At 72.7% G+C, this 21,933-nt stretch carries 19 protein-coding genes and 1 tRNA gene; 13 read left to right on the top strand and 7 right to left on the bottom strand.

Annotated features, from left to right (window positions below; genetic code table 11):
- The first annotated feature begins 149 nt into the window (after positions 1 to 149).
- The 3 genes from ACIRPH_RS23310 (at position 150) to ACIRPH_RS23300 (ending at position 3,778) form a co-directional block, all read left to right on the top strand.
- Complete coding sequence (locus ACIRPH_RS23310; protein ID WP_402917666.1) at positions 150 to 1,424, top strand: glutamate-5-semialdehyde dehydrogenase; 1,275 nt, start codon at positions 150 to 152, stop codon at positions 1,422 to 1,424.
- 265 nt (positions 1,425 to 1,689) lie between these two features.
- Positions 1,690 to 2,661, top strand: a complete 972-nt coding sequence (locus ACIRPH_RS23305) for a hypothetical protein (protein WP_402917663.1) — start codon at positions 1,690 to 1,692, stop codon at positions 2,659 to 2,661.
- A gap of 379 nt (positions 2,662 to 3,040) precedes the next feature.
- Positions 3,041 to 3,778 carry an alpha/beta hydrolase family protein gene (locus tag ACIRPH_RS23300; RefSeq protein ID WP_402917660.1) on the top strand — a complete coding sequence of 246 codons (738 nt, stop codon included), beginning with the start codon at positions 3,041 to 3,043 and terminating at the stop codon, positions 3,776 to 3,778.
- Positions 3,779 to 3,888: 110 nt separating this feature from the next.
- Here the strand turns inward: ACIRPH_RS23300 and ACIRPH_RS23295 are convergent, their stop codons facing one another.
- Entirely contained in the window at positions 3,889 to 4,953 is a 1,065-nt protein-coding gene (locus ACIRPH_RS23295; RefSeq protein ID WP_402917657.1) for a M48 family metallopeptidase, read from the bottom strand.
- 232 nt (positions 4,954 to 5,185) lie between these two features.
- Between ACIRPH_RS23295 and nadD the strand changes: the two genes are divergently transcribed.
- The 4 genes from nadD (at position 5,186) to ACIRPH_RS23275 (ending at position 7,065) form a co-directional block, all read left to right on the top strand.
- Positions 5,186 to 5,839 carry a nicotinate-nucleotide adenylyltransferase gene (nadD, locus tag ACIRPH_RS23290; protein ID WP_402917654.1) on the top strand — a complete coding sequence of 218 codons (654 nt, stop codon included), beginning with the start codon at positions 5,186 to 5,188 and terminating at the stop codon, positions 5,837 to 5,839.
- Positions 5,840 to 5,856: 17 nt separating this feature from the next.
- Positions 5,857 to 6,255 carry a ribosome silencing factor gene (gene rsfS, locus ACIRPH_RS23285; protein ID WP_402917651.1) on the top strand — a complete coding sequence of 133 codons (399 nt, stop codon included), beginning with the start codon at positions 5,857 to 5,859 and terminating at the stop codon, positions 6,253 to 6,255.
- A gap of 37 nt (positions 6,256 to 6,292) precedes the next feature.
- Complete coding sequence (locus tag ACIRPH_RS23280) at positions 6,293 to 6,916, top strand: histidine phosphatase family protein (protein WP_402917648.1); 624 nt, start codon at positions 6,293 to 6,295, stop codon at positions 6,914 to 6,916.
- A gap of 76 nt (positions 6,917 to 6,992) precedes the next feature.
- A tRNA-Ala gene (locus tag ACIRPH_RS23275) sits at positions 6,993 to 7,065 on the top strand.
- A gap of 606 nt (positions 7,066 to 7,671) precedes the next feature.
- Here the strand turns inward: ACIRPH_RS23275 and ACIRPH_RS23270 are convergent.
- A complete protein-coding gene (locus ACIRPH_RS23270) occupies positions 7,672 to 8,904 on the bottom strand; it encodes an epoxide hydrolase family protein (RefSeq protein WP_402917646.1) in 1,233 nt (410 codons plus the stop codon).
- A gap of 63 nt (positions 8,905 to 8,967) precedes the next feature.
- Here ACIRPH_RS23270 and ACIRPH_RS23265 point away from each other — a divergent pair, with 63 nt between their 5' ends.
- The gene (locus tag ACIRPH_RS23265) at positions 8,968 to 9,969 is read left to right on the top strand and encodes a helix-turn-helix transcriptional regulator (RefSeq protein ID WP_402917643.1); all 1,002 of its coding nucleotides are present in this window, start codon (positions 8,968 to 8,970) and stop codon (positions 9,967 to 9,969) included.
- A 163-nt stretch (positions 9,970 to 10,132) separates the two neighbouring features.
- On the top strand, positions 10,133 to 10,771 hold the full coding sequence (locus ACIRPH_RS23260; RefSeq protein ID WP_402917641.1) for a dihydrofolate reductase family protein: 639 nt from the start codon (positions 10,133 to 10,135) through the stop codon (positions 10,769 to 10,771).
- A gap of 61 nt (positions 10,772 to 10,832) precedes the next feature.
- Here ACIRPH_RS23260 and ACIRPH_RS23255 read toward each other — a convergent pair whose 3' ends face one another.
- Together ACIRPH_RS23255 and ACIRPH_RS23250 are read right to left on the bottom strand one after the other, a co-directional pair.
- A complete protein-coding gene (locus tag ACIRPH_RS23255; RefSeq protein WP_402917638.1) occupies positions 10,833 to 12,455 on the bottom strand; it encodes a glycoside hydrolase family 13 protein in 1,623 nt (540 codons plus the stop codon).
- A gap of 99 nt (positions 12,456 to 12,554) precedes the next feature.
- Positions 12,555 to 13,577, bottom strand: coding sequence for a LacI family DNA-binding transcriptional regulator (locus ACIRPH_RS23250; protein ID WP_402917635.1), 1,023 nt, complete (start codon positions 13,575 to 13,577; stop codon positions 12,555 to 12,557).
- Between the two features lie 220 nt (positions 13,578 to 13,797).
- Here ACIRPH_RS23250 and ACIRPH_RS23245 point away from each other — a divergent pair, with 220 nt between their 5' ends.
- The 3 genes from ACIRPH_RS23245 to ACIRPH_RS23235 are packed head-to-tail and all read left to right on the top strand — an operon-like array spanning position 13,798 to position 16,906.
- Entirely contained in the window at positions 13,798 to 15,105 is a 1,308-nt protein-coding gene (locus ACIRPH_RS23245) for an ABC transporter substrate-binding protein (protein ID WP_402917632.1), read from the top strand.
- Between the two features lie 56 nt (positions 15,106 to 15,161).
- Positions 15,162 to 16,007 (top strand): carbohydrate ABC transporter permease, encoded by an 846-nt coding sequence (locus tag ACIRPH_RS23240; protein ID WP_402917841.1) that lies wholly within the window; start codon positions 15,162 to 15,164, stop codon positions 16,005 to 16,007.
- Complete coding sequence (locus ACIRPH_RS23235; protein WP_402917629.1) at positions 16,007 to 16,906, top strand: carbohydrate ABC transporter permease; 900 nt, start codon at positions 16,007 to 16,009, stop codon at positions 16,904 to 16,906. Before ACIRPH_RS23240 ends, ACIRPH_RS23235 begins: the two co-directional genes overlap by 1 nt.
- A gap of 88 nt (positions 16,907 to 16,994) precedes the next feature.
- On the opposite strand, the gene ACIRPH_RS23230 is transcribed toward ACIRPH_RS23235, so the two are convergent.
- Positions 16,995 to 17,543, bottom strand: coding sequence for a TetR/AcrR family transcriptional regulator (locus ACIRPH_RS23230; protein ID WP_402917626.1), 549 nt, complete (start codon positions 17,541 to 17,543; stop codon positions 16,995 to 16,997).
- 53 nt (positions 17,544 to 17,596) lie between these two features.
- Here ACIRPH_RS23230 and ACIRPH_RS23225 point away from each other — a divergent pair, with 53 nt between their 5' ends.
- The gene (locus ACIRPH_RS23225) at positions 17,597 to 18,682 is read left to right on the top strand and encodes an FAD-dependent monooxygenase (RefSeq protein ID WP_402917623.1); all 1,086 of its coding nucleotides are present in this window, start codon (positions 17,597 to 17,599) and stop codon (positions 18,680 to 18,682) included.
- Here ACIRPH_RS23225 and ACIRPH_RS23220 read toward each other — a convergent pair.
- Both ACIRPH_RS23220 and ACIRPH_RS23215 read right to left on the bottom strand, forming a co-directional pair.
- On the bottom strand, positions 18,669 to 19,838 hold the full coding sequence (locus tag ACIRPH_RS23220; RefSeq protein ID WP_402917620.1) for an alpha-hydroxy-acid oxidizing protein: 1,170 nt from the start codon (positions 19,836 to 19,838) through the stop codon (positions 18,669 to 18,671). The two genes, ACIRPH_RS23225 and ACIRPH_RS23220, sit on opposite strands and share 14 nt — an antisense overlap.
- A 241-nt stretch (positions 19,839 to 20,079) precedes the next feature.
- Positions 20,080 to 21,837, bottom strand: coding sequence for an ABC transporter ATP-binding protein (locus ACIRPH_RS23215; protein ID WP_402917838.1), 1,758 nt, complete (start codon positions 21,835 to 21,837; stop codon positions 20,080 to 20,082).
- Positions 21,838 to 21,933 lie beyond the last annotated feature (96 nt).

Raw genomic sequence — 21,933 nt, 5'->3', positions numbered from 1 at the left:
ACGGCCGACTGCGGCCTGTGGACGGCCCGTCGCCGGGCGGGCCCGCGCTATACGCTGGAGAGGTTCACCCCGGACGGCGCCCCACGCTCCCTTCGACACGGCATGGCGGGGCGCGCCCCGGGCTGGTCTCCCAACCAAGAGAGAGCACCATGAGTGACATCGAGCGCGAGGTCCACGCGGCAGCCGAGCGGGCCGGGGACGCGGCGGCCGAGCTGGCCCCGCTCAGCCGCGAGGTCAAGGACGCCGCCTTGGTGGCGATCGCCGACGCGCTGGTCAAACGGGCAGGCGAGATCACGGCGGCCAACGCCGAGGACGTCGAGCGGGCGCGCCGGGACGGCACCTCCCCCGCCATGGTCGACCGGCTCACCCTCACCCCGGAGCGGATCGAGGCGATCGCCGACGCCGTCCGCGAGATCGTCGAGCTCCCCGACCCGGTGGGCGAGTCCGTGCGGGGCGGGGTGCTGCCCAACGGCCTCGACCTGCGCCAGATCAGGGTTCCGCTCGGTGTCGTCGGCATCATCTACGAGGGCCGCCCCAACGTCACCGTGGACGCCGCGGCCCTGTGCCTCAAGAGCGGCAACGCCGCGCTGCTGAGGGGCTCGTCCTCCGCCTACGCCTCCAACACCGCCATCGTCGGCGTCCTGCGCGACGCCCTGGCGGGGACGGGGGTCCCGCAGGACGCCGTCCAGATGGTGCCCGGCCGCACCCGCGAGTCCTCCACCGCGCTCATGCGGGCGCGCGGGCTGGTGGACGTGCTCATCCCGCGCGGCGGCGGCTCCCTGATCCAGGCCGTGGTCCGCGACTCCACCGTTCCCGTGATCGAGACCGGCGAGGGCCTGTGCCACGTCTACGTGGACGCCGACGCGGACCTCGCCAAGGCGGTGGCCATCGTCACCAACGCCAAGGCGCAGCGCTGCTCGGTGTGCAACTCCGCCGAGACCCTCCTGGTGCACGAGGCCGTGGCCGACGCCTTCCTGCCCCGCGTGCTGGACGCCCTGGGCGGGGCCGGGGTCACCGTGCACGGCGACCGGCGTGTGCTGGAGGCCGCGGCGGCCCACGGCTCCGGCGCGGACGTGGTCGAGGCCACGGAGGAGGACTGGGCCACCGAGTACCTGTCCATGGACCTCGCCGTGCGCGTCGTGCCCACCATCGACGAGGCGATCGCGCACATCCGCCGGTACTCCACCCGGCACACCGAGGCGATCGTCACCGACTCGCTGAAGGCCTCCCGGTACTTCGTGTCCCGGGTCGACTCCGCCGCGGTCATGGTCAACGCCTCCACGCGGTTCACGGACGGCGGGGAGTTCGGCTTCGGCGCCGAGATCGGCATCTCCACGCAGAAGCTGCACGCCAGAGGGCCCATGGGCCTGACCGAGATGACCTCCACCAAGTACGTGGTCACCGGTGACGGCCACGTGAAGTAGCCGGGGGGACTCCGAGGGGCCGTCCGGCGAACCGGGCGGCCCTTTCCGTGTTCGCGCGCAAACCATGCGTAACCGCATGTGGCTCCGGGCCCATTGGCATCGGGAATGTTTTCCCGCTGGAAACCTGGACAGAAGCGAATCTTCTCAAAGGAAGTATTCCCAAAGCGACGGCAGGTCGGTAATTTCACTGTGGTGTCTCACGGCGCTCTCCCCGCTCTCCTCACGGAGCGCCGCCCCCACGGTCACGACGAAAGGAATCCCCCGCATGAAGCTCCGGAGCAAGGTCGCGGTCCTCGCCACGACAGCCCTGGCCGTCGGCGGCGTCACCCTGATGGCCTCCCCGGCCCAGGCTGACCTGATCACGCTCTGCTCGGGTCACGGCGGCGCGGTCACCCTGCCGACGGACCTCGCGGTCCCGGCCGGCAAGAGCTGCTTCCTGGACGGCACCGTCATCCAGGGCGACATCACCGTCCGGCAGGGCGCCAACCTCCACATCGTCGGCGGAGAGGTCGAAGGAGAGGTGATCGTCCAGAAGGACGCCTACTTCGACGCCTCCGACACCACCGTCGGAGACCGCGTGGTCAACCGCGGTTCCTTCGGCACCTACCTGGAGGAGAGCTCCACCGGCGCCGCCCTGCGCACCGTTCCGGTCGAGGGCGGCAACACCGACGGCTTCGCCTTCGTCGTCGACTCCTCCGTGAAGAGCGTCAACGCCGAGGTCGGGGCCGTCTACGTCTCCGGTTCCCGGATCGGCGGCGCGGTCACGGCCGACGGCGTCGAGTACGCCGACATCTACGACTCCGTGGTGCGCGGGGCGCTGACCGTCACCGGCCCGACCGCCGGCGGCATCCTCTGCGACAGCGAGGTCATCGGCGCGGCCACCTACGCCGGCGGGACCGGCCCCGTCGCGGTCGGCGCCGGTGAGACCGGGGGCTTCTGCTCCTCGGTCAACTACATCGACGGCGACCTGAGCGTCACCGGTGTGGGCGGCGGCGTCTACGTCGACAACAACATCGTCGGCGGCGACCTGGTCACCTCCGACAACTCCCCGACCGCCCAGGTCGGCGACAACAACCGCGTCCGCGGCGGCATCGTCACGGAGGAGGTCGCCCTGCGCAGCCTCGCCGCCGCCGTGACCGAGGAGTTCGAGGCGCACGAGGAGAACCTGGTCGAGGAGGTCGAGACGGCCCGCGCCGACACGATCGACGAGGCCATGGCTGCGGGACCCGCGTTCTAACGCGGCGTCAGCCACGCAGGCACCGCGACAGCGCCGACGGTCCGGGACCGCCGGCGCTGTCCCGTGTCCGGGACCCGTGCGGGGAGCGCGCGTCGACGCGCGACCGCCGCACGGGGAGGGAGGCGCGGCGCCGCCCCTCGCCCGGGGCGGGCGGGACGGCCCCCGGCCGCGCCTCGCACTGCTGCGCGCCCCGGACGCCAGGCGCCGCACGGCACCGCCGCCGGAGAGCCGGGACCGGCGGCCGGCGGGCGCGGACGGCGGCACGGGCCCGTAGCCGTGCCGCACACGCGGCGGCCCCGGGGCGCGGATGCGCCGGGCGGGGCGCGACGCCCGTTTGCTAGCGTCCGGGAGCGACCACCCCGACGACGAGGAGCAGCGCGTGCCCACCACCGTGTCCTACGGCGACCACCCCAGCCTGATCGTCCACCGCTGGGAGCCGGAGGGGGCCGACGGGCCCGCGCCCGTCGCCGTGCTGCTGCACGGCGGCTGGTGGCGCGACAGGCACGACGCCGCACTGATGGATCCGCTGGCTCGCGACCTCGCCTCCGCCGGATGGGCGGTGTGGAACGTCGAGTACCGGCGTACCGGGGACGACGGCGGCGGCTGGCCGCAGACCCTCGACGACGTCGGCGACGCCCTGGCGTACCTCGCCGACGCGGCCGCACGCGAGCCCGAGCGGTACGACCTCGGACGCGTGGTGTGCGTGGGGCACTCCGCCGGAGCACATCTCGCCCTGCTCAACGGCCTCGCGGAGGGTGGGACCCCGGTGACCTCGGTGGTCGCCCTGGCCCCCGTCACCGACCTGGAGCGGTGCGCCCTGGCGGGGCTCGGCGAGGGCGCCGTCATCCCGTTCCTCGGGCCGGACCCCACCGCGGAGCTCTACCGGATCAGCTCGCCGGTACGGCGCCCGCTGACCGGCCTGCCGCAGCTGGTGGTGCACGGTGACGCGGACCAGCGCGTCCCCGTCGAGCACAGCCGCGACTACGCGGACGCGGTGCGCGGGGCCGGCGGCGCCGTGGAGTACCACGAGGTGGCAGGGGCCGACCACTTCGCCGTCGTCGACCCGCGGGGGTCCGCCTGGGAGGCGGTCCGCGCGTACCTGGCGCGGACGGGCTGACCCGGTCCGGCGGGCGGTCCGCCGCCCGCGTCCGCGGGAGGGGACGACCCTGGACGGACCGCCCCGCCCCGTCCGTCGCCCCGCGCGGGTCCCGGGCGCGGGGCACGGGGTCAGGCGGACCCGTTCGTCCCGCTCGCGCCCTGGTCGGACCGGGAGGAGCCGTTGCGCCACCGGTCGGCGACGTTGTCGAAGATCTTGCCGCCCGCGCTGGCCGCGCTTCCGGCCACGTCGCGCAGGGTGCCCAGGAGCGGGTCCCCCGAGCGCTCCCACGACTCCTTGTAGGACTTGGCGGCGCTGCGGGCCTCCGCGCCGACCCTCGCCTCGCGGTCGGAGGCGCGACGGGGGTAGTCGCCGCCGATGATCCGCTGGTAGGAGCCCTCCTCGATCCACCGGTGCAGCTCGGCCAGGCGGACCACCGCGAACGGGTGGGTCTGCCCCATCAGGCTGATCAGCTTGAGGAAGCTGTCGCGGGCGTCGCCGCCGGACTCGTACTCGCGCGCCTGCTCCAGGAACGCGTCGGGGTTCATCTCGACCAGGGTGGAACCGCCCGCGAGCTTCATCAGCGCGCGCTTGCCGGCCTCGGGGTTCTGCGAGGCCAGGATGCCCGCGCGGTCGCAGGAGAGCTCGGACTTGCGGTACCACTCCTCCAGCGCGGCGACGATCGCCTGGAGGCCGATGTAGCCCAGGGGCACCCACGCCACGCGGGTCGCCAGCCGGATCAGGGCCAGCAGCATGGTGCGGTACACGGCGTGGCCGCTGAGGATGTGCCCGACCTCGTGGCCGATGACGAAGCGCTGCTCCTCGTCGTCCAGCAGGTCGAACAGGCCCGTGGTCATCACGATGAAGGGCCGCTGGCTGCCGATCGCCATGGCGTTGGGCTTGGGGTTCATCTGGATGTAGAGCTCGGGGACCTCGTCCATGTCCAGGACGTAGGCGGCGTCGCGGACGTAGTCGTGGACGTGGGGGAACTGGGTGGGGCCGACCCGGACGGCGCTGGACAGGAACATCAGTCTGAGGGCGCGTTCGTTGAACAGCCCGGACATGCGCTTGAACACCTCGTCGAACCCGCGCAGCGAGCGCAGCGCCACCAGGGCCCCACGGTCGGCGGGGTGCTCGTAGGCGCGGGGTGAGATCTCGGAGAGCCGGACGCGGACGCGGTCTGGTGTGTTGGCCATATCGGCATGCTATGCGGCCGGATGGCGCTTGGCCACGGTTTCGGCCTTCGAGATATGACGCGATTGCCGGGGTGTCCCGACACGCCCGGGAAGCAGGCCGAGGAGGTCGCGGTTGTTCTGTTGAAGGGAACAAAACGGGAGGAAAAGACCGCCGAAGGTGCCCGTCGTCGGCTACCCTCGGTTGGCCGATCCCGGCAACACGACCCACGTCCACGGCGAAACGGAGCGCACAGTGGCGCACGAGGCTCCAGGCGTCCTCCCAGGTGACGGTTTCCCTCCACGGCGGAGCGGCACCGGCCCCACCAAGGTCGGCATCATGGGCGGCACCTTCGACCCCATCCACCACGGGCACCTCGTGGCCGCCAGTGAGGTCGCCCACCTCTTCGGTCTCGACGAGGTGGTCTTCGTGCCCACGGGGCAGCCCTGGCAGAAGGACCCGGCCAAGGTGACCCCCTCCGAGGACCGCTACCTGATGACGGTCATCGCGACCGCGGAGAACCCCCAGTTCCGCGTGGACCGTGTCGAGATCGACCGCTCGGGGCCCACCTACACCCTCGACACCCTCCGCGAGATGCGCTGCAAGTACGGCCCCGAGGTGGAGCTGTACTTCATCACCGGGGCCGACGCGCTGGGCGCCATTCTCAGCTGGCACAACGTCGACGAACTTTTCGATCTCGCGCATTTCGTAGGCTGTAACCGTCCCGGTCACCATCTCAGTGACTCAGGACTGCCCGAGGGCAAGGTCTCCCTGGTGGAGGTCCCCGCGCTGGCGATCTCCTCGACCGAGTGCCGGGAGCGGGTCCGCAAGGGCGAACCCATCTGGTATCTGGTCCCCGACGGCATTGTTCGCTACATCCACAAGACCGGGCTCTACCGGGACAGCTGAAAGGCAGCGAGTACAACGTGACAGCCACCGACAGGGCTCTTGAGCTCGTCAAGGTGGCGGCCGAGGCCGCCTCCGACAAGCTCGCCCAGGAGATCATCGCCTACGACGTCAGCGAGCAGCTGGTCATCACCGAGGCGTTCGTGCTCTGCTCGGCCCCCAACGACCGCCAGGTGCGCTCGATCGTCGACGAGGTCGAGGACCAGCTCCGCCTGAAGGGCGGCGTCAAGCCGCTCCGGCGCGAGGGCGAGCGGGACGGCCGCTGGGTGCTCCTGGACTACGCCGACATCGTCGTGCACGTCCAGCACGAGGAGGAGCGCGGCTACTACGGCCTCGAACGGCTGTGGAAGGACTGCCCCGAGATCGAGCTCCCCGAGGGGGCGCGCGGAGCCGAGCGCACCGTCCTCGACGAGCAGTAACCCTTTCGGACCCACCCCGAGCGGAGAGAAACACCCTGTGAGCGACACCCCTCGCGTGCTGTTCTGGCGGCACGGACGCACGGCCTGGAACGTGGAGAACCGCTTCCAGGGGCAGACCGACATCGAACTCGACCAGGTCGGCCACGCCCAGGCCCGGCGGGCGGGCGGCCTGCTCGCCTCGCTCGGCCCCGACGTCATCGTCGCCTCCGACCTGAAGAGGGCCGCCGACACGGCCGGGTACCTCAGCCGCGCCACAGGGGTGCCCATCGAGTTCGACAAGGGCCTGCGCGAGCGGTTCGGGGGGTCCTGGGAGGGACATACGGGGGCGGAGCTGTCCGCGCGCTGGCCCTCCGAACACGCCCGGATGGCCATCCCCGACGGGGAGCCCATCTCCGAGGTCGGCGACCGCATGCGGGCGGCCGTCGACCGGGGACTGGCCAGAACCCCGGCCGGAGGACTGCTCGCGGTGGTCAGCCACGGTGCGGCCGTACGCATCGGGATCGCCCGCATGCTCGGCATCCCCGACGAGCAGCGCGAGATCCTGGGCCCCCTCAGCAACTGCTCCTGGTCGGTGCTCCAGGAGCGCCGGGGGCAGTGGCGGCTCATGGAGCACAACGCGGCCAGCCTGCCCGAACCCGTGGTCCTCAGCGACGACGCCTGAAACCGTTTCGACGTTCTCGCCGGATTCCGCTATGGTTCTGGGAGTCGCGAGGGCGAAAGCCCCCCGACTCCCACACGGGGCTATGGCGCAGTTGGTAGCGCGCCTCCATGGCATGGAGGAGGTCTGGGGTTCGAATCCCCATAGCTCCACGGACTGAGGACGATCCTGCTCGCGCGTGAACGCGCTCGCCGGGTCGTCCTTCGTGTTTACCGGGGGGAGACCCCCCGAACCCCCCGGGGTGACCCCCTGTGGCTGGGGTGGCGGTGGTCGGTGGGGCGGTGGTGCCGGGCCTGCCGACGGGGGAGTCCGTCCGGTCGTGGTGATTTCCCGTACCGGCGGTCTGTGTTCTGCGTTTTCCGGGGCGGTCCTGCTCGGGGGCCTTCGGCCTCCTCGCCGGGTCGTCCTTCGTGTTTACCGGGGGGAGACCCCCCGAACCCCCCGAGGCACCCCCCTGTGGCTGGGGTAGTGGTGATCGGTGGGGCGGCGGTGCCGGGCCTGCCGACGGGGGAGTCCGCCTGTCGCGACGTTTTCCTGTGCACAGGTCTTGCTGTCCCGCATTCTCTGGGACGACCCTGCTCGGGGGCCTTCGGCCTCCTCGCAGGGTCGTCTTCGTCATGCCTGCCGGGGGGAGACCCCCCGAACCCCCCGGGGTGACCCCCTGTGGCTGGGGTGGCGGTGGTCGGTGGGGCGGCGGTGCCGGGCCTGTCGACGGGGGAGTCCGTCCGGTCGTGACGGGGCCCCGCGGGGAGCGGGGGTCAGGACAGCTCCCGGAAGAACGCGCGGACGTCCTCCACCAGGAGCTCCGGCTCCTCCATGGACAGGAAGTGGCCGCCCCGGCCGAGCTCGGTCCACCGCACCACGTGGTGGTCGCGCTCCGCCCAGCGCCGCACGGTCACGTCCTGTGCGGAGACCAGCACCCCCGTGGGCACCGTCCCCCGCCCGGGGGTCCAGTCGCCGGCGCCCCAGCCCTCGTCCGTCCCCCCGTCCGCGGCCTCCCCGCCGTCCCACCCGTCCGCGGAGCCGTCACTCCAGGAGTTCGCGGACATCTCCTCGTAGTAGATCTGCGCGGACGAGCCCGCGGTGCCGGTCAGCCAGTAGAGCGACACGCACGTGAGCATCCGGTCGCGGTCGAGGGCGGCCTCGGGCAGGGCCTCCTCCGGCTCGCTGAGCTCCTTGAACTTCTCCACCATCCAGGCGAGCTGGCCCACGGGCGAGTCGTTGAGCCCGTAGGCCACCGTCTGCGGGCGCTTCGCGTTGCACTGGAGGTACCCGTCGTTGAAGTCCTGCATCGACTTCCACCGCTCCTCCTCCACCCCCGTCAGGCCCTCGGTGTCGCCCTCCGCGACGGGGAACGTGATCATGGCGTTGAGGTGCACCCCGAGGACCCGCTCCGGCGCCTGCCTCCCCACCTCGGGGGCGACCCACGAGCCCGTGTCGTAGCCCTGGACGCCGTAGCGCTCGTAGCCGAGCCGCGACATCAGCCCGATCATGACCCCGGCCATCCCGGCCGCCCCCATCCCGGGGCCGGCCAGCGGCGTGGAGGGGCCGAACCCCGGCAGGGACGGGACGACCAGGTGGAACGCCTCCGCGGGGTCGCCCCCGTGGGCGCGCGGGTCGGTGAGCGGACCGATGACGTCCAGGAAATCGGTGACAGCCCCGGGCCAGCCGTGCAGCATGAGCAGCGGAGTGGCGCCGGGCTCCGGCGAGCGCACGTGCAGGAAGTGGAGGTTCTGCCCGTCCACGACGGTGGTGAACTGGGGGTGGGCGTTGAGCTCCGCCTCGCAGGCCCGCCAGTCGTAGGCCGAACGCCAGTACTCGGCCAGCTCCCTCAGGTATCCCACCGGGACGCCGCGGTCCCAGCCCACCCCCGGGACCTCGTCCGGCCACCGTGTGTTGCCCAGCCTCTCCGCGAGGTCGGTCAGCTGCTCCTGCGGAACCTCCATGCGGAAGGGCCGGATCTCCTGCTGGTCCTGCTCCGTGTTCGTCATGGGTGGAAGCCTAGGAACCGGTTAGGTCGGGTTCGTTCCCAACCGGAGGGGAGAATCGGATCCATGGCAGAAACCTCGGCGCGCCTGCTCGCGCTGCTCTCGCTGTTGCAGGCCCGCCGCGAGCGGTCCGGCGCCGAGCTGGCGGAGCGGCTCGGCGTCACCGCGCGCACGATCCGCCGCGACGTGGACCGCCTGCGGGGGCTCGGCTACCCGGTGGACGCGACCAGGGGCACCGCCGGATACCGGCTGGGGGCCGGCGCCGCGATGCCGCCGCTGCTGCTCGACGACGAGGAGGCCGTCGCCGTCGTGGTGGGCCTGCGCACCGCCGCCGACGGCTCCGTCAGCGGCGGCGAGGACGCCTCGCTGCGCGCCCTCGCCAAGCTCGAACAGGTCCTGCCCTCGCGTCTGCGCAGCCGGGTCGCCACCCTGCACGGCGCCACCCTGCGAGCCGGGGCGGAACCGGGGCCGACCGTGTCGCACGAGACGCTCATGACCGTCGCCGAGGCCTGCCGGCGCAGGGAGCGCCTGCGCTTCGGCTACACGAGCCCGCGCGGGGGCCCCACGGTCCGGACGGTCGAACCGCACAGCCTGGTCAGCTTCGGCCGGCGCTGGTACCTGGTCGCCTTCGACACCGACCGGCAGGACTGGCGCAGCTTCCGCGTGGACCGGCTCACCCCGCGGTCCCCCACGGGCCCCGTGTTCGTCCCCCGCGATCCTCCCCACGGTGACGCGGCCGCCTATCTCGCCCGTCAGCTGTCCTCGGAGACCTGGCCCTTCCGCGCCGTGGTCAGGCTGCACGCCTCCTCCGAGGCCGTCGCCGACCGCGTGTGGCCGGGCATGGGTGTCCTGGAGGCGGTGGACGAGCACAGCTGCCTGTTCCACGTGGGCGCGGAGACACCGTCCGACCTGGTCTGGATGATCACGTCGGTGCGGGTGGACTTCACCCTGGTCAGCGGCCCGGACGGGCTCGCCGACGCCTTCCGCGACCAGGCCGCCCGCTGCACGGCCGCGGTGGAGGGCCCGCCCGCGTCGCCCGCGGAGGAGGGCCCGGCCCGGCCGCGGTGACGTCCCCCCGGGGCGAGGGGTCTCCGGGGGCGGCGGCAGGCGGGCCCGCGGGCGCCTCCGCGTGCCTTTGTGACACCCTGCCCGGCATGTCGGGGCCCTGACCAGCGGAACGGCGTCATGATGGAGACGGGAACGGGGGCCGGTCGGCGGGACAGGAGACACCATGGAGCTCAGCGTCAACACCTTGCTCAGCCTTGACGGCGTGATGCAGGGGCCGGGTGCGCCGGACGAGGACACCAGCGGCGGCTTCACCAGAGGGGGCTGGCTTGTCCCCCACGCCGACGAGGACATGGGCCGGATCGTGGACGGGTGGTTCGCCGCGGGCGAGGCACTGCTGTTCGGCCGCTCCACCTACGCCATGATGCGCGACTACTGGCGGGAGGTCACCGACCCCGGGGACCGGGTGGCCACGGCGCTCAACAGCCGTCCCAAGTACCTGGTCTCGACCACCGCGGGCCGGACGGGCGCGGACTGGGGCGACACCACGCTCATCGCCGAGGACGTCCTCGGGAGCGTGCGGGCGCTCAAGGAGCGCCCGGGCGGCGAGATCCAGGTCCACGGCAGCTGGCGGCTCGCCCGTACCCTCCACGCGGCCGGGCTGGTCGACGTGTTCCGCCTGCTGGTCTTCCCGACGGTCGTGGGAGACGGCAAGCGGCTGTTCGACGAGAGGACGGAGCCGCTCGGCTTCACCGTCGAGGGGAGCGCCGCCACGCCCGCCGGGCTCGTCTCGCTCACCCTGCGCCCCGCGCCCTTCACCACCGGCGGCTTCGGGGTCGTGGACGGGCGTGAGACGGTCCTCTGACGGGGGCCGCCGCGTGCCGTCCCCGCACCGGCCGGGGGCGGGTTCCGCGGGCGCCCGTCCCTCAGACCCGGCGCAGCCAGACCGCGGCGTCCCCGGGAAGCCGTCCGTCCAGCTCCGCGCTGGCCACCAGCACCTCGCCGGGCGGCAGCTCCACGGGCTCCCGGCCCGTGTTGACCAGGACCAGCACCTCGGGCCCCCGCCAGAAGGCCAGCACCGGGCCCAGGTTCAGCGTGTCGTCCCAGACCAGGGTCCGGTCCGCGCAGAAGTCCGGGCGGTGCGCCAGAGCCCTGCGGTACAGGTTGAGCACCGAACCGGGGTCCCCGGACTCGGCCTGCACGGACCACCGCCCCCACCCCTCGGGCTGGGGGAGCCAGGAGCCGCCCGCACCGAACCCGTACGAGGGACCGTCCGGGGCCCACGGCAGCGGTACCCGGCACCCGTCGCGCCCCTTGTCGGTGCGGCCGCTGCGCTCCCAGCGGGGGTCCTCCAGGGACTCGGCGGGCAGGCCGGCCGCCTCGGGCAGGCCCAGCTCCTCGCCCTGGTAGACGTACGCGGACCCGGGCAGCGCCAGCTCCAGCAGTGCGAGCGCCCGGGCCCGCCGGGTCCCCAGCTCCAGGTCGGGCTCGGGGACGCGCCCGTCCGAGAGCAGCCACGCCCCCTGGTCGGTCCCGCGGGGCAGTCCCAGCACCGACACCGGGCGCACGACGTCGTGGTTGCCCACCACCCACGTGGGCGCCGTGCCGACGTGGGCGGCGTCCGCGATCGACGCGTCGATCACGCGGCGGTAGGAGTCGGCGTCCCACTCCGTCCTCAGGAAGTCGAAGTTGAACGCCTGGTCGAGCTCGTCCGGCCGGGTGTACAGCCGCCGCCGGTCGCCGGGCAGCCACACCTCGCCCACCGTGGCCCGGGGCGGGTCGAACTCCGCCAGCACGCGGCGCCAGTCCCGGTACACCTCGTGGACCCCGGGCCGGTCGAGGAGCGGGTGGTCGGGGTTGGCCGCGATGTCCTCGAACCGGCCGCCGTCCACCAGGACCAGGTCGCGCAGCGGCTCACGCAGGTCCTTGACCAGCGCGTAGGCGACGTCGATGCGGAACCCGTCCACCCCGCGACCGCTCCAGAACCGCAGGATGCCCCGGAACTCCTCGCGCACCCTCGGGTCGTCCCAGTTCAGGTCGGGCTGCTCGGGCGCGAACAGGTGCAGGTACCACTGGCCGTCCTCCACGCGCGTCCACGCCGGTCCGCCGAACGTCGACCGCCAGTTGGTCGGGGGGAGCCCTCCGTCCTCGCCCCTGCCGTCGCGGAACACGTACAGGTCGCGCTCGGGCGAGCCGGGACCGGCGGCCAGGGCGTCCCGGAACCACGGGTGCTCCTCGGAGGTGTGGTTGGGCACGATGTCGACCATCACGCGCAGGCCGAGTCCGTGCGCGGCCGCCACCATCGCGTCGAAGTCCTCCAGGGTGCCCAGCCGCGGGTCCACGTCCCGGAAGTCGGACACGTCGTACCCGCCGTCCGCCCACGGGGAGGCGTAGAACGGCGACAGCCAGATCCCGTCCGCGCCCAGGTCGGCGATGTGGCCGAGCCGGGCGGTGATGCCGGGGAGGTCCCCGACCCCGTCCCCGTCGGCGTCCGCGAAACTGCGCGGGTAGATCTGGTACAGGACCGCGTCGCGCCACCACTGCTGCATGGTTTCCCCTCGCTGATCGGGTGTTCGGGCCGCCGGGGGGCCGTGCGGGCGGCCCGCCCCGGCGCGCCCACGCCGTTGCCCCGCCCCCGGGGGCCGGGGTCAGGCGGACAGCCCGCGCGAGCCCCGGGGGGCCGCGGTGGACTGCCGGAGGATGATCTGTGTGGGCATCTCCACGTGCGTTTCGGTCCGGGCCTTCCCGTCGAGGATGCCCACGGTGAGGCGACCGGCGGTCAGGCCGGTGTCGTAGGGGGCCTGGTCCACGGTCGTCAGGTCCAGGACGGCGGCGGCGGCGTGGTTGTCGAACCCCATGAGGGAGAGGGAGCCGGGCACGCGGACCCCCGAGCGCCGCAGGATCCGGTGCGCGCCCATCGCGATGTCGTCGAACTCGGCGAGCACCGCCGTGGGCGGGTCCCGGTCGGACAGGAGCTCTCCCATGGCGAGCTCGCCCCCCGCGTGGCCGGTCGCCTTGCCGACGCTCCAGGGCACCAGGCCCGCCGTGGCCATCGCCGCCCCGTAGCCCTCCAGCCGGTGCCGGGAGCTGGTGCTGGACCACTCCTCCCGCCGGGATCCGATGTAGGCGATACGGGTGTGCCCCAGGTTGAGCAGGTGCCGGGTGGCTCCGGCGGCGCCCGCGCGGTCGTCGATGTACACGCTCGCCCGCCCCGGGACGCACTGGCCGACGAGCACCACCGGCACCCCGACGTCGTCCAGGCGGTGGCACTCGTCCTCGGACAGGTCCATCGCCACGGTGACGACGGCGTCGGAGTTGCGCCGGAGGGGAAGCGCGCGCGTCCAGCCCTCGCGGGACCGGGTCTCGCCGACCTGGTACACGAGCATGTCGAGGTCCGCTTCGCGCAGCGCGTCGCTGATCCCCGAGAGGACCACCCCGAAGAACCACGGCTGGAGGAAGGGGACGACCACCGCGACCCGGCCCGTGCGGCCGGTGACCAGGCCCGACGCGTTCCGCGAGACCACGTAGGAGAGTTCGTCCGCGGCGCGCTGGACGCGCCGGCGCACATCGGGGGCGACACCGGGGGCGCCGCGCAGGACACGGGAGACCGTCGAGAGCGAGACGCCCGCCCGGTGGGCGACGTCCCGCATGCTCGCGGGTTGACTGGCCATGCTGCCTACGTTAAGAGCGTGGCCCGTGTCATGGCAACGTTTTCACCGAGTCTGCCGACACGAGGAACGCCATTCCCCCTGTAGCAGGCAGATCCGGATAAGTTTTGTGTTGACTGGATCACATGGCGGTGGCATCGTTCTCGCACGACCCCGGAGGGATGACCCAGGACACACTCGACGGCGTGCGCCCGGCCACCGCCCGGCGCGGAAGGAGAGAGTCATGTCAGAGCTTTCACGCCACAAGAGGTACGCGGTGCGCGCCGGTGCGGCGGGCCTGGCCGCACTCGGCCTGACGCTGGCCACCGCGTGCGGAACGCCTCCGGGGGAGGGGTCGGAAGAGGAGGGGGAGAGCGCGGGGCTCGCCGAGGACCCGCAGTTCGTGTGGGCGGTCACCGGCGCGGACCGGCAGGCCCACGAGGAGGTCGCCCGCCTCTGGAACGAGCGGAACCCCGACCGGCAGGTCGACATCTTCTTCCTCGCGCCGACCGCGGACGAACAGCGGCAGGCGATGTTCCAGGACCTCCAGAGCCAGGCCGGTGAGTTCGACGTCCTCGGCCTCGACGTCATCTGGACCGGCGAGTTCGCCGACTACGGGTACATCGAGAGCCTGGAGGACCTGAGATCCGAGGTCGACGGCGTCAGCCTGGACGGCTCCGTCGACAGCGCGCAGTGGCGGCAGGAGCTGTACGCGCTCCCGTACTCCTCCAACGGAGCGTTCCTCTACTACCGCACCGACCTCGTCGACGAGCCCCCCACCACGTGGGAGGAGCTGTACGAGACCGGCGCCGAGGCCGCGGAGGAGGCCGGTATCTCCGGCTACGTCGGCCAGGGCGACCAGTACGAGGGGCTCGTCGTCAACTTCCTCGAGCTGTACTGGTCCGCGGGAGGGGAGCTGTTCGACGACGCCCAGTCGCGGAGCACCTTCCTGGAGGGCGACGCCGCCACCACGGCGCTGGACTTCATGACCGAGGCCTACGACAGCGGCTTCTACGCCGAGGGCTTCGACTCCATGGTCGAGGACGACGCACGCGCCCTCTTCCAAGCAGGAGAGGCCGTGTACATGCGCAACTGGTCCTACGCCATCCCGCTCCTGGAGGGCGAGGGAGGCGAGGAGAGCGCGGTCGCCGACGACTTCGCCGTGGCGCCGCTGCCCACCTTCACGGGCGAGGGCACGACCAGCGCGCTCGGCGGGCTCAACAACGCGGTCAGCACCCTGAGCGAGAACAAGGACCTGGCCCGCGAGTTCGTCCTGTGGGCGGCCACCGACCCCGAGGCCCAGGACCTCCTGGCCTCCAACAGCCTGCCGCCGACCATGCAGAGCGCCTACGAGGACACGGAGGACCCCCACCTGGAGGTGCTCGGCGAGATCCTCGGCGACGCGCACGCGCGCCCGCCGGTGCCGGGATACAACTCGATGTCGCTGGCCATGCAGGAGAACCTGCACGCCGCCTACCTGGGGCAGGAGGATCCGGCCACGGCCCTGGAGGCAGTGGACCGGTCGGCCGGCGAAGCCCTAGAGCAAGAGTAGGTCCGATGGCGAAGACCCAGAGCGTCAGTACGCGCCGCGGCCTGGGCGAGCGGGCGATGGGCAGGATCTTCCTCGCCCCGTCGTTCGCGTTCATGGCCGTCATCGCCCTCTTCCCGGTGTTCTACGCGATCGGGATGAGCCTCTACAGCATCCGCGGGTTCCACCAGGAGTTCACCGGGCTCGACAACTACGCGCGGGTCCTGACCGACGCGGGGTTCTTCAACGCGGTCGGGAACACCCTGGTCTTCACCGTCGCCTCGGTGTCGCTGGAGTTCGTCGTCGGTATGGCGTTCGCGCTGATCATGCACCAGGTGTTCGTCGGCCGCGGACTGACCCGCGCCGTCATCCTCGTGCCGTGGGTGATCCCGACGGCCGTCGCCGCCCAGGTGTGGCGGTTCATGTTCGACCACAACCCGGGCTTCGTGAACTCGGTCCTGGGCACGGACGTCAACTGGCTGCGCGACCCCGCGTGGTCCATGGTCGGCATCATCAGCGCCGACGTGTGGAAGACCGCCCCGTTCGTCGCCCTGCTGCTCCTGGCCGGGCTGCAGACCATCCCGAAGGACTACTACGAGGCGGCCAGGGTCGACGGCGCCACCGTGGTCCAGCGGTTCTGGTTCATCACCCTGCCCCTGCTGAGGCCGGCGATCGTCGTGGCCCTGCTGTTCCGCACGGTGGACGCGCTGCGCATGTTCGACTTCGCGTACGTGTTCGCCGGGTACTCGAACTCGCTCGCCACCCTGTCCGTGTACGCCCAACGCTTCCTGGTCGCCGAACCGGAGCTGGGCTACGCCAACGCCCTGTCCACCGTCACGTTCGTCATCGTCATGGTCGTCGGCCTGGCCTTCATCAGCCGCATGGGCCGCCACATGGTCGGCGACGTGGCGCGGAAGGAGAAGTGATGACGGCCGAGACGGTGAAGCCGAGCGGGCCGGTCCACCGGCCGCGCCGCAGGACGCACCCGGCGGTGGTCAACGGGCTCAAACTGCTGGGCCTGCTCCTGGTGCTGGGCTGGTGCCTGTTCCCGTTCCTGTGGATGGGGATGACCAGCCTCCGGTCGGGGTCCGTGGCGCTCACGGACCCGAACATCTTCCAGGGGCCGTTCAGCCTGTCCAACTACGAGCAGGTCTTCGACCTCGGGTTCCAGTTCGCCCTGCGCAACTCGCTCATCGTGGCGGCGGTGACCACGGCGATCTGCATCCCGGTCGCGTCCCTGGCCGGCTACGCGCTGGCGCGCCTGCCCATGGCGGGCAAGTTCGCGCTGCTGGCGGCCACCCTGGTGGCCACGCTGTTCCCGCCGGTGGCACTGGTCAACCCGCTGTACCAGGTGTACCTGAAGCTCCACCAGTGGACCGGGATCAACCTGCTCAACTCCTACGCGGGCATGATCATCCCGTACGTGGCGCTGACCCTGCCGCTGGCCATCTTCATCCTCGCCACCTTCTTCGCGGGCATCCCCCGGGAGATCGAGGAGTCGGCGAAGGTGGACGGGGCCACCCCGTTCCAGGCGTTCCTGCGCGTGGTGGCGCCGCTGGCGGCGCCGGGCGTGGGCGCCGCCGCCATCCTGACGTTCGTGTACTCCACGAACGAGTTCCTGCTGGCCTTCTCCTTCGCGCCGCGCGACCTGAACGTCCAGACGGTGCCGGTGTTCGTGGGAACGTTCGAGCGGGTCGGCTACGAGAACCCGATCGGCCAGATCATGGCGGCGTCGGTGCTGGTCTCGGTACCGCTCATCCTGTTCGCCCTGGTCCTGCAGCGCAGGATCGTGGCAGGGCTGACCTCGGGGGCCGTGAAGGGCTGACCGCGGTGGGGGAGGGGCCCGGGCTCCTCCCCGCCTGCCGGCGCCCCGCTCCCTCCGGCCCCGCGCGCCCACGGGGAGTTCCTCGGCGTCAGTTCAGGCAGGCCCGGACCACGCGCAGGACCTGCGCGCGCGGCTCCACGACGTCGGGGCGGGTGAGCCCGCGCATGACGAGCCCGTCCACGTAGGAGGTCAGGGTGCGCGTTGCCGCCTCGGGGTCCGTGGCGCCGAGGTCGAGGGCGATCCGGACGGCCCACCGGTGGAGGGCCTCGGCCCCCCGGGCCAGCGACTCGCGGATCTCGGGGTTGTGCGCGCTCTCCATGGCCAGTGTGTAGCGGGCGGCGGTGAGGTCGCGGTACGTGGTGGTCGCGGCGGTGACGTACCCGATCAGGGCGTCGGTGAAGTGTTCGTCGTCGGCCAGTGAGACGTCGTAGAGCGTCGCCCAGATCTCCCGGTCCTTCTCCTCCAGCCGGTCCACGACCCCCCGGACCAGGGCCGCCCTGGTGCGGAAGTGGTTGGAGGCCGAGCCCTTCGGCAGCCCGGCGGCGGCGTCCACCCGCCCGTGGGTGAGGGCGTGGAGCCCCTGGGTGCCCAGGAGGGTCAGGGCGGCGTCGGCGGCGCGGGTCCTGGTGTGCGACATGTGTCTACTATAAACATAGTGATTTCTTACTATGATCGTAGTAGTGTGTCGGCATGAACGGAAGAGCGCTCGTCGTCGGAGCGGGTGTCGCAGGACTCGCTGCGGCCCGCGGACTCCTGGAGGGCGGATGGGAGGTCGAGGTCCGCGAACGCCTGGACGGCCCGCCCGACATCGGGGGAGCCCTCATGATGTGGCCGGCGGCCATGGCCGGGCTCGACCGGTGGGGCCTGGGCGACCGGGTGCGCGAGCGCGCCCGGCGCCCCGCGGGAGGGGTGATCGCGTCCCCGTCCGGACGTGCGCTCCTCACTGTCGGCGGCGCGCGGACGGACGACCTGTACCTGGTCTCCCGGTCCTCCCTGCTCGCCACCCTCGCCGAGGGGCTCCCCGAGGGCGTCGTCCGGTGGGGCGCGGCCGTCACGGCCGGGGAGGTCCGCGACGCCGCCGGGTTCGACGCCGTCGTGGGCGCCGACGGGATCAACAGCCTCGTCCGCCGGACCGTCGTCCCCGGGGCCCCCGCTCCCCGGCCCCTCGGCACCGTCGCCTTCCGGGGCGCCGTCGCGGGGCCGGCCGACCTCGCCGTCGAGACATGGGGCAGGGGGAGGCTGTTCGGCGTGACGCCGATGGACGCGGGGACCTCCAACTGGTTCGCCTCCGTCCGCGTCGGCCTCCTCCGCGAGCGGGAGGGCCCGGACCGCGTGGAGCTGTTGCGCGCCCTGTACGGCGACTGGCACCCGGTGGTCGCCCGGGTCCTGGACGCGCTCCCCGGCGGCGGGGTGGACCGGAGGGCCCTGTACGACCTCCCCGCCTTCGGGAGCTATGCGCGGGGCCGCCACGTCCTCATCGGCGACGCCGCCCACGCCATGGCGCCCAACCTCGGGCGCGGTGCCTGCGAGTCGTTGGTCGACGCGGCCGTCCTCGCCGCCGCGCTCACCGCCGAACCCTCCGTGGAACGGGCCCTCGACCGCTACGACCGCGTCCGGCGCCCGCCGACACGCCGGGCCGTCCTGGCCTCCAGGGCGCTCAACGGCTGCGCCACCGCCGTACGGCTCAGCGCTTCCCGGGAGCGTGTGATGCGGGTCGCCGGGCGCCTCGCCCGGCCCCGTCCCGCCCGGACGGGGCCGGGACTCACCGGCGGGTGACGTCGTCGCGGTCCAGGTCGGCGGCGTCCCTGCCCATCAGCTCGGCCGTGATCTGCAACTCGGCCAGGACCGCGCGCAGCACGTGCTCGACCCCCGCGGCCCCGTCCACGGCCAGGCCGTAGACCCAGGGGCGTCCCAGCAGAACCGCCCGTGCGCCCAGCGCCAGCGCCATCGCCACGGCCACGTCCGCGCCCGAGCGCACCCCCGAGTCGAACAGCACCGCGGCCCGGTCGCCGACCGCCTCCACCACCTCGGGCAGGGCGTCCAGGGCCGCCACCGCGTTGTCGACCTGGCGGCCCCCGTGGTTGCTCACCACGAGGCCGTCCACGCCCGCCTCCACCAGCTCGATCGCCTCGTCGCCGCGGACGACGCCCTTGACCAGGACCGGCAGGTCGGTCCAGTCGCGGATGCGCGCGATGTTGTCCGTGCTCAAGGACCTGCTCGCGAACGCACCGAGGAAGTGGAACACCGCCTCCGTGAACACCCCGCCGGGCTCCGGGTCGGCCTTGAGCCGGGAGCGGAACTCCGGGTCGCTGAGGTAGTTCGCCATGCCCTGGCTGCGCAGGAACGGCAGGTGGCCCAGGGCCAGGTCGCGCGGCCTCCACCCCAGCCTCTTGGTGTCGGCGGTGACCACGATCGCCTTCGCTCCCGCCGCGGTCGCCCGTCGCACGAACGACTCGGCGAGCGCGTCGTCGCCGGGCCAGTACAGCTGGTACCACCAGGTGTCGGCCGCCTCCGCGACCTCCTCCATGGGCGTGGACGCGGCCGTGGACAGGACCAGCGGCACGCCCAGGGCGTTCGCGCCCCTGGCCACGGCCAGTTCCGCCTCCTCGTGGACCTGCTCCAGGACCCCGACCGGGGCGGTGAGCAGCGGGGTCGGGTAGCGCTCCCCGAACAGGGTGACCCCCAGGTCCCCGGCGTTCTCCGAGCCCGGCCGCAGGCTGCGAGGGCGGAGCGCGTACCGGGCGAACGCCGCCACGTTGGCGTCGGCGGTGCGCTCCCGGCCGGCGCCGCCCTCCACGTAGCCGAAGGGCCCCGGCTCCATGGCCTTCTCGGCCAGGTCGCGCAGGGCCTCGTGGTCGTAGGGCAGGTGCGGCAGGTCGCCGTTGGTCGCGTCGGCGTAGACGCCGTCCTGGTACTGGGCGAAGTGGCTCATCGTTCCCTCGCTGGCGCCGGGGCGCCCGGTGCGCGCGCCTCGGTGGGCGCACGGGACGGACAGGGGGCCCGCGGGCCGTGGGGGAGGGCCCGCGGCCCGGGCGGTCGAACCGTTCGCGCCGTCCGGCTCACGGAGGATGCTACCGGGCGCCCGAGTGACGCACGTCACCCGGGCGCCCGGAGCCCGGTGCCCGTCGCGTCGGGGGACCCGGTCGGCGGCGCCGTCCGGCCGGGCGCGCGGCTCAGGACGAGCCGACCGGGACCCCCTCGTCCAGGACGCCGCCGTCCCCGGCCCCGGAGATGTGCAGTGCGGCGACCAGTTCCCGGTACAGGGGGTCCCGGTCCAGCAGTTCCCGGTGCGTGCCCCGGGCGCGGACGCGGCCGTCCTCCATCAGGACGATGCTGTCGGCGTGGATCACGGTCGACAGCCGATGGGCGATGGTGACCACGGCCTTCCGGTCGGCGTGACGGCGCAGGCTCTCCGTGATCGCCGCCTCCGTGATCGCGTCCACCTGCGAGGTGGCCTCGTCCAGCAACAGCACGTCCGGGGAGCACAGCAGGGCTCGTGCCAGGGCGATGCGCTGCCGCTGCCCTCCCGAGAACGACGTGGCGTCGAGCCGGGTGTCCAGCCCCTCCTCCAGGGCGTCGACCTTGTCCGCCAACCCGACCTCGCCCAGGACCCGGCGCAGGTCCTCCTCCGAGGCGTCGGGCCTGCTGAACAGCAGGTTCTCGCGGACGGTGCCGGGGATCACCGGGGTGTCCTGCTCGACGTACGCGAAGTGGCCGCGCACCTGCCTGGGGGTGAGCGCCCGGTAGGGCGTCCCGGCCAGCGCGAGCTCCCCCTCCTCGGGTTCGAGGAAGCGCAGCAGCAGCGAGAACACCGTGGTCTTGCCCGCGCCGGACGGTCCGACGATGGCGGTGTGCCCCCGCCGGGGGATGCTCAGGTCGACCCGGTCCAGGGCGGACTCGGCTCCGGGGGCGTAGCGGGCGGTGACCCCGCGCAGCTCCAGCAGCGCGTCCCCGGCGCCGTCGGGGTCGGCGAGCGGGACGTCGGGTCCGTCGGAGGACGGTTCGAGGGGGATGGCCTCGACCTCGCGGATGCGCCTGGCCGCGGCCACGCCGGACTGGAGGGCGGTGATGCTCTGGGAGAGCTCCATGACCGGGTTCATCAGCGTGAACGCGTAGAGCAGGAACGCGATGAGGGAGGACACCTCCATCGCGCCGGAGGTCACCCGCAGGGCGCCCACCCCCAGGATGGCGATGATCGAGATCTGGATGCCGCCGTAGGCGATCGTCCAGGCCACGGCCTCGCGCCTCACCGACCGCACCCCGTGGTGCGCGGCCTGCTGCGCGTGCTCCAGGATCTGGCCGCCGAGCCGGTCCTCGGCGCGGCTCACCTTGACCGTGCGCACGGCGCGCAGGGCGCCGTCCAGGACGCCGCCCATGAGCCCCAGGGAGTTCTGCGCCTTCTCCTGGGCCTTGGCGATGGCCGGCATCAGGGTGAGGAACAGGATCGTGACGACGAGCACGGCGGTGAACGTGACGGCCAGCAGGACCAGGTCCAGCACCCCCATCATCACCAGGGTCCCGACCAGCAGGACACCGCCGTTGACGAGGCTGATGATGCTGCTGGAGGCGGCCTCGCGCAGGAGCACCGTGTCGGAGGTGGCCCGTGTGACGAGTTCGCCCGAAGGGCGCCGGGACATCGGGACGAGAGCGGCCCGGAAGTAGCGGCGCACCAGGGAGGTGCGGGCGTCGAGGACGACCTTCTCGGCGACCGTGCCGAGGAGGATCCAGTGCCACAGTCCGAACGCGATGCCCAGGGCGAACAGCCCGAGCAGGAGCGAGATGGGCACCGCGAGGCTGCCCGCGTCGGCGACGGTGTCCAGGACGAGCTTGATCACCATCGGGTTGGCGAGTTCGAGCGCGGACCCGAGCAGCGCGAGCACCAGTCCGAGGGCGAGCTTCCGCCGGTGCGGGTGCACGAACGACCACAGCACCCGGAGTTGGGCGAAGCGGGGCTCCTGCGTCCCCGGTGAGGAGTCGGTTAATACCGTAGATCGTTCAGTCATGCTCTAAATTAGGTCATATGTGAC

This window comes from Nocardiopsis sp. NPDC101807 (assembly GCF_044766605.1).
In the GTDB taxonomy this organism is placed as follows: domain Bacteria; phylum Actinomycetota; class Actinomycetes; order Streptosporangiales; family Streptosporangiaceae; genus Nocardiopsis; species Nocardiopsis tropica.
This window is presented reverse-complemented; position numbering and strand designations above follow the sequence as displayed.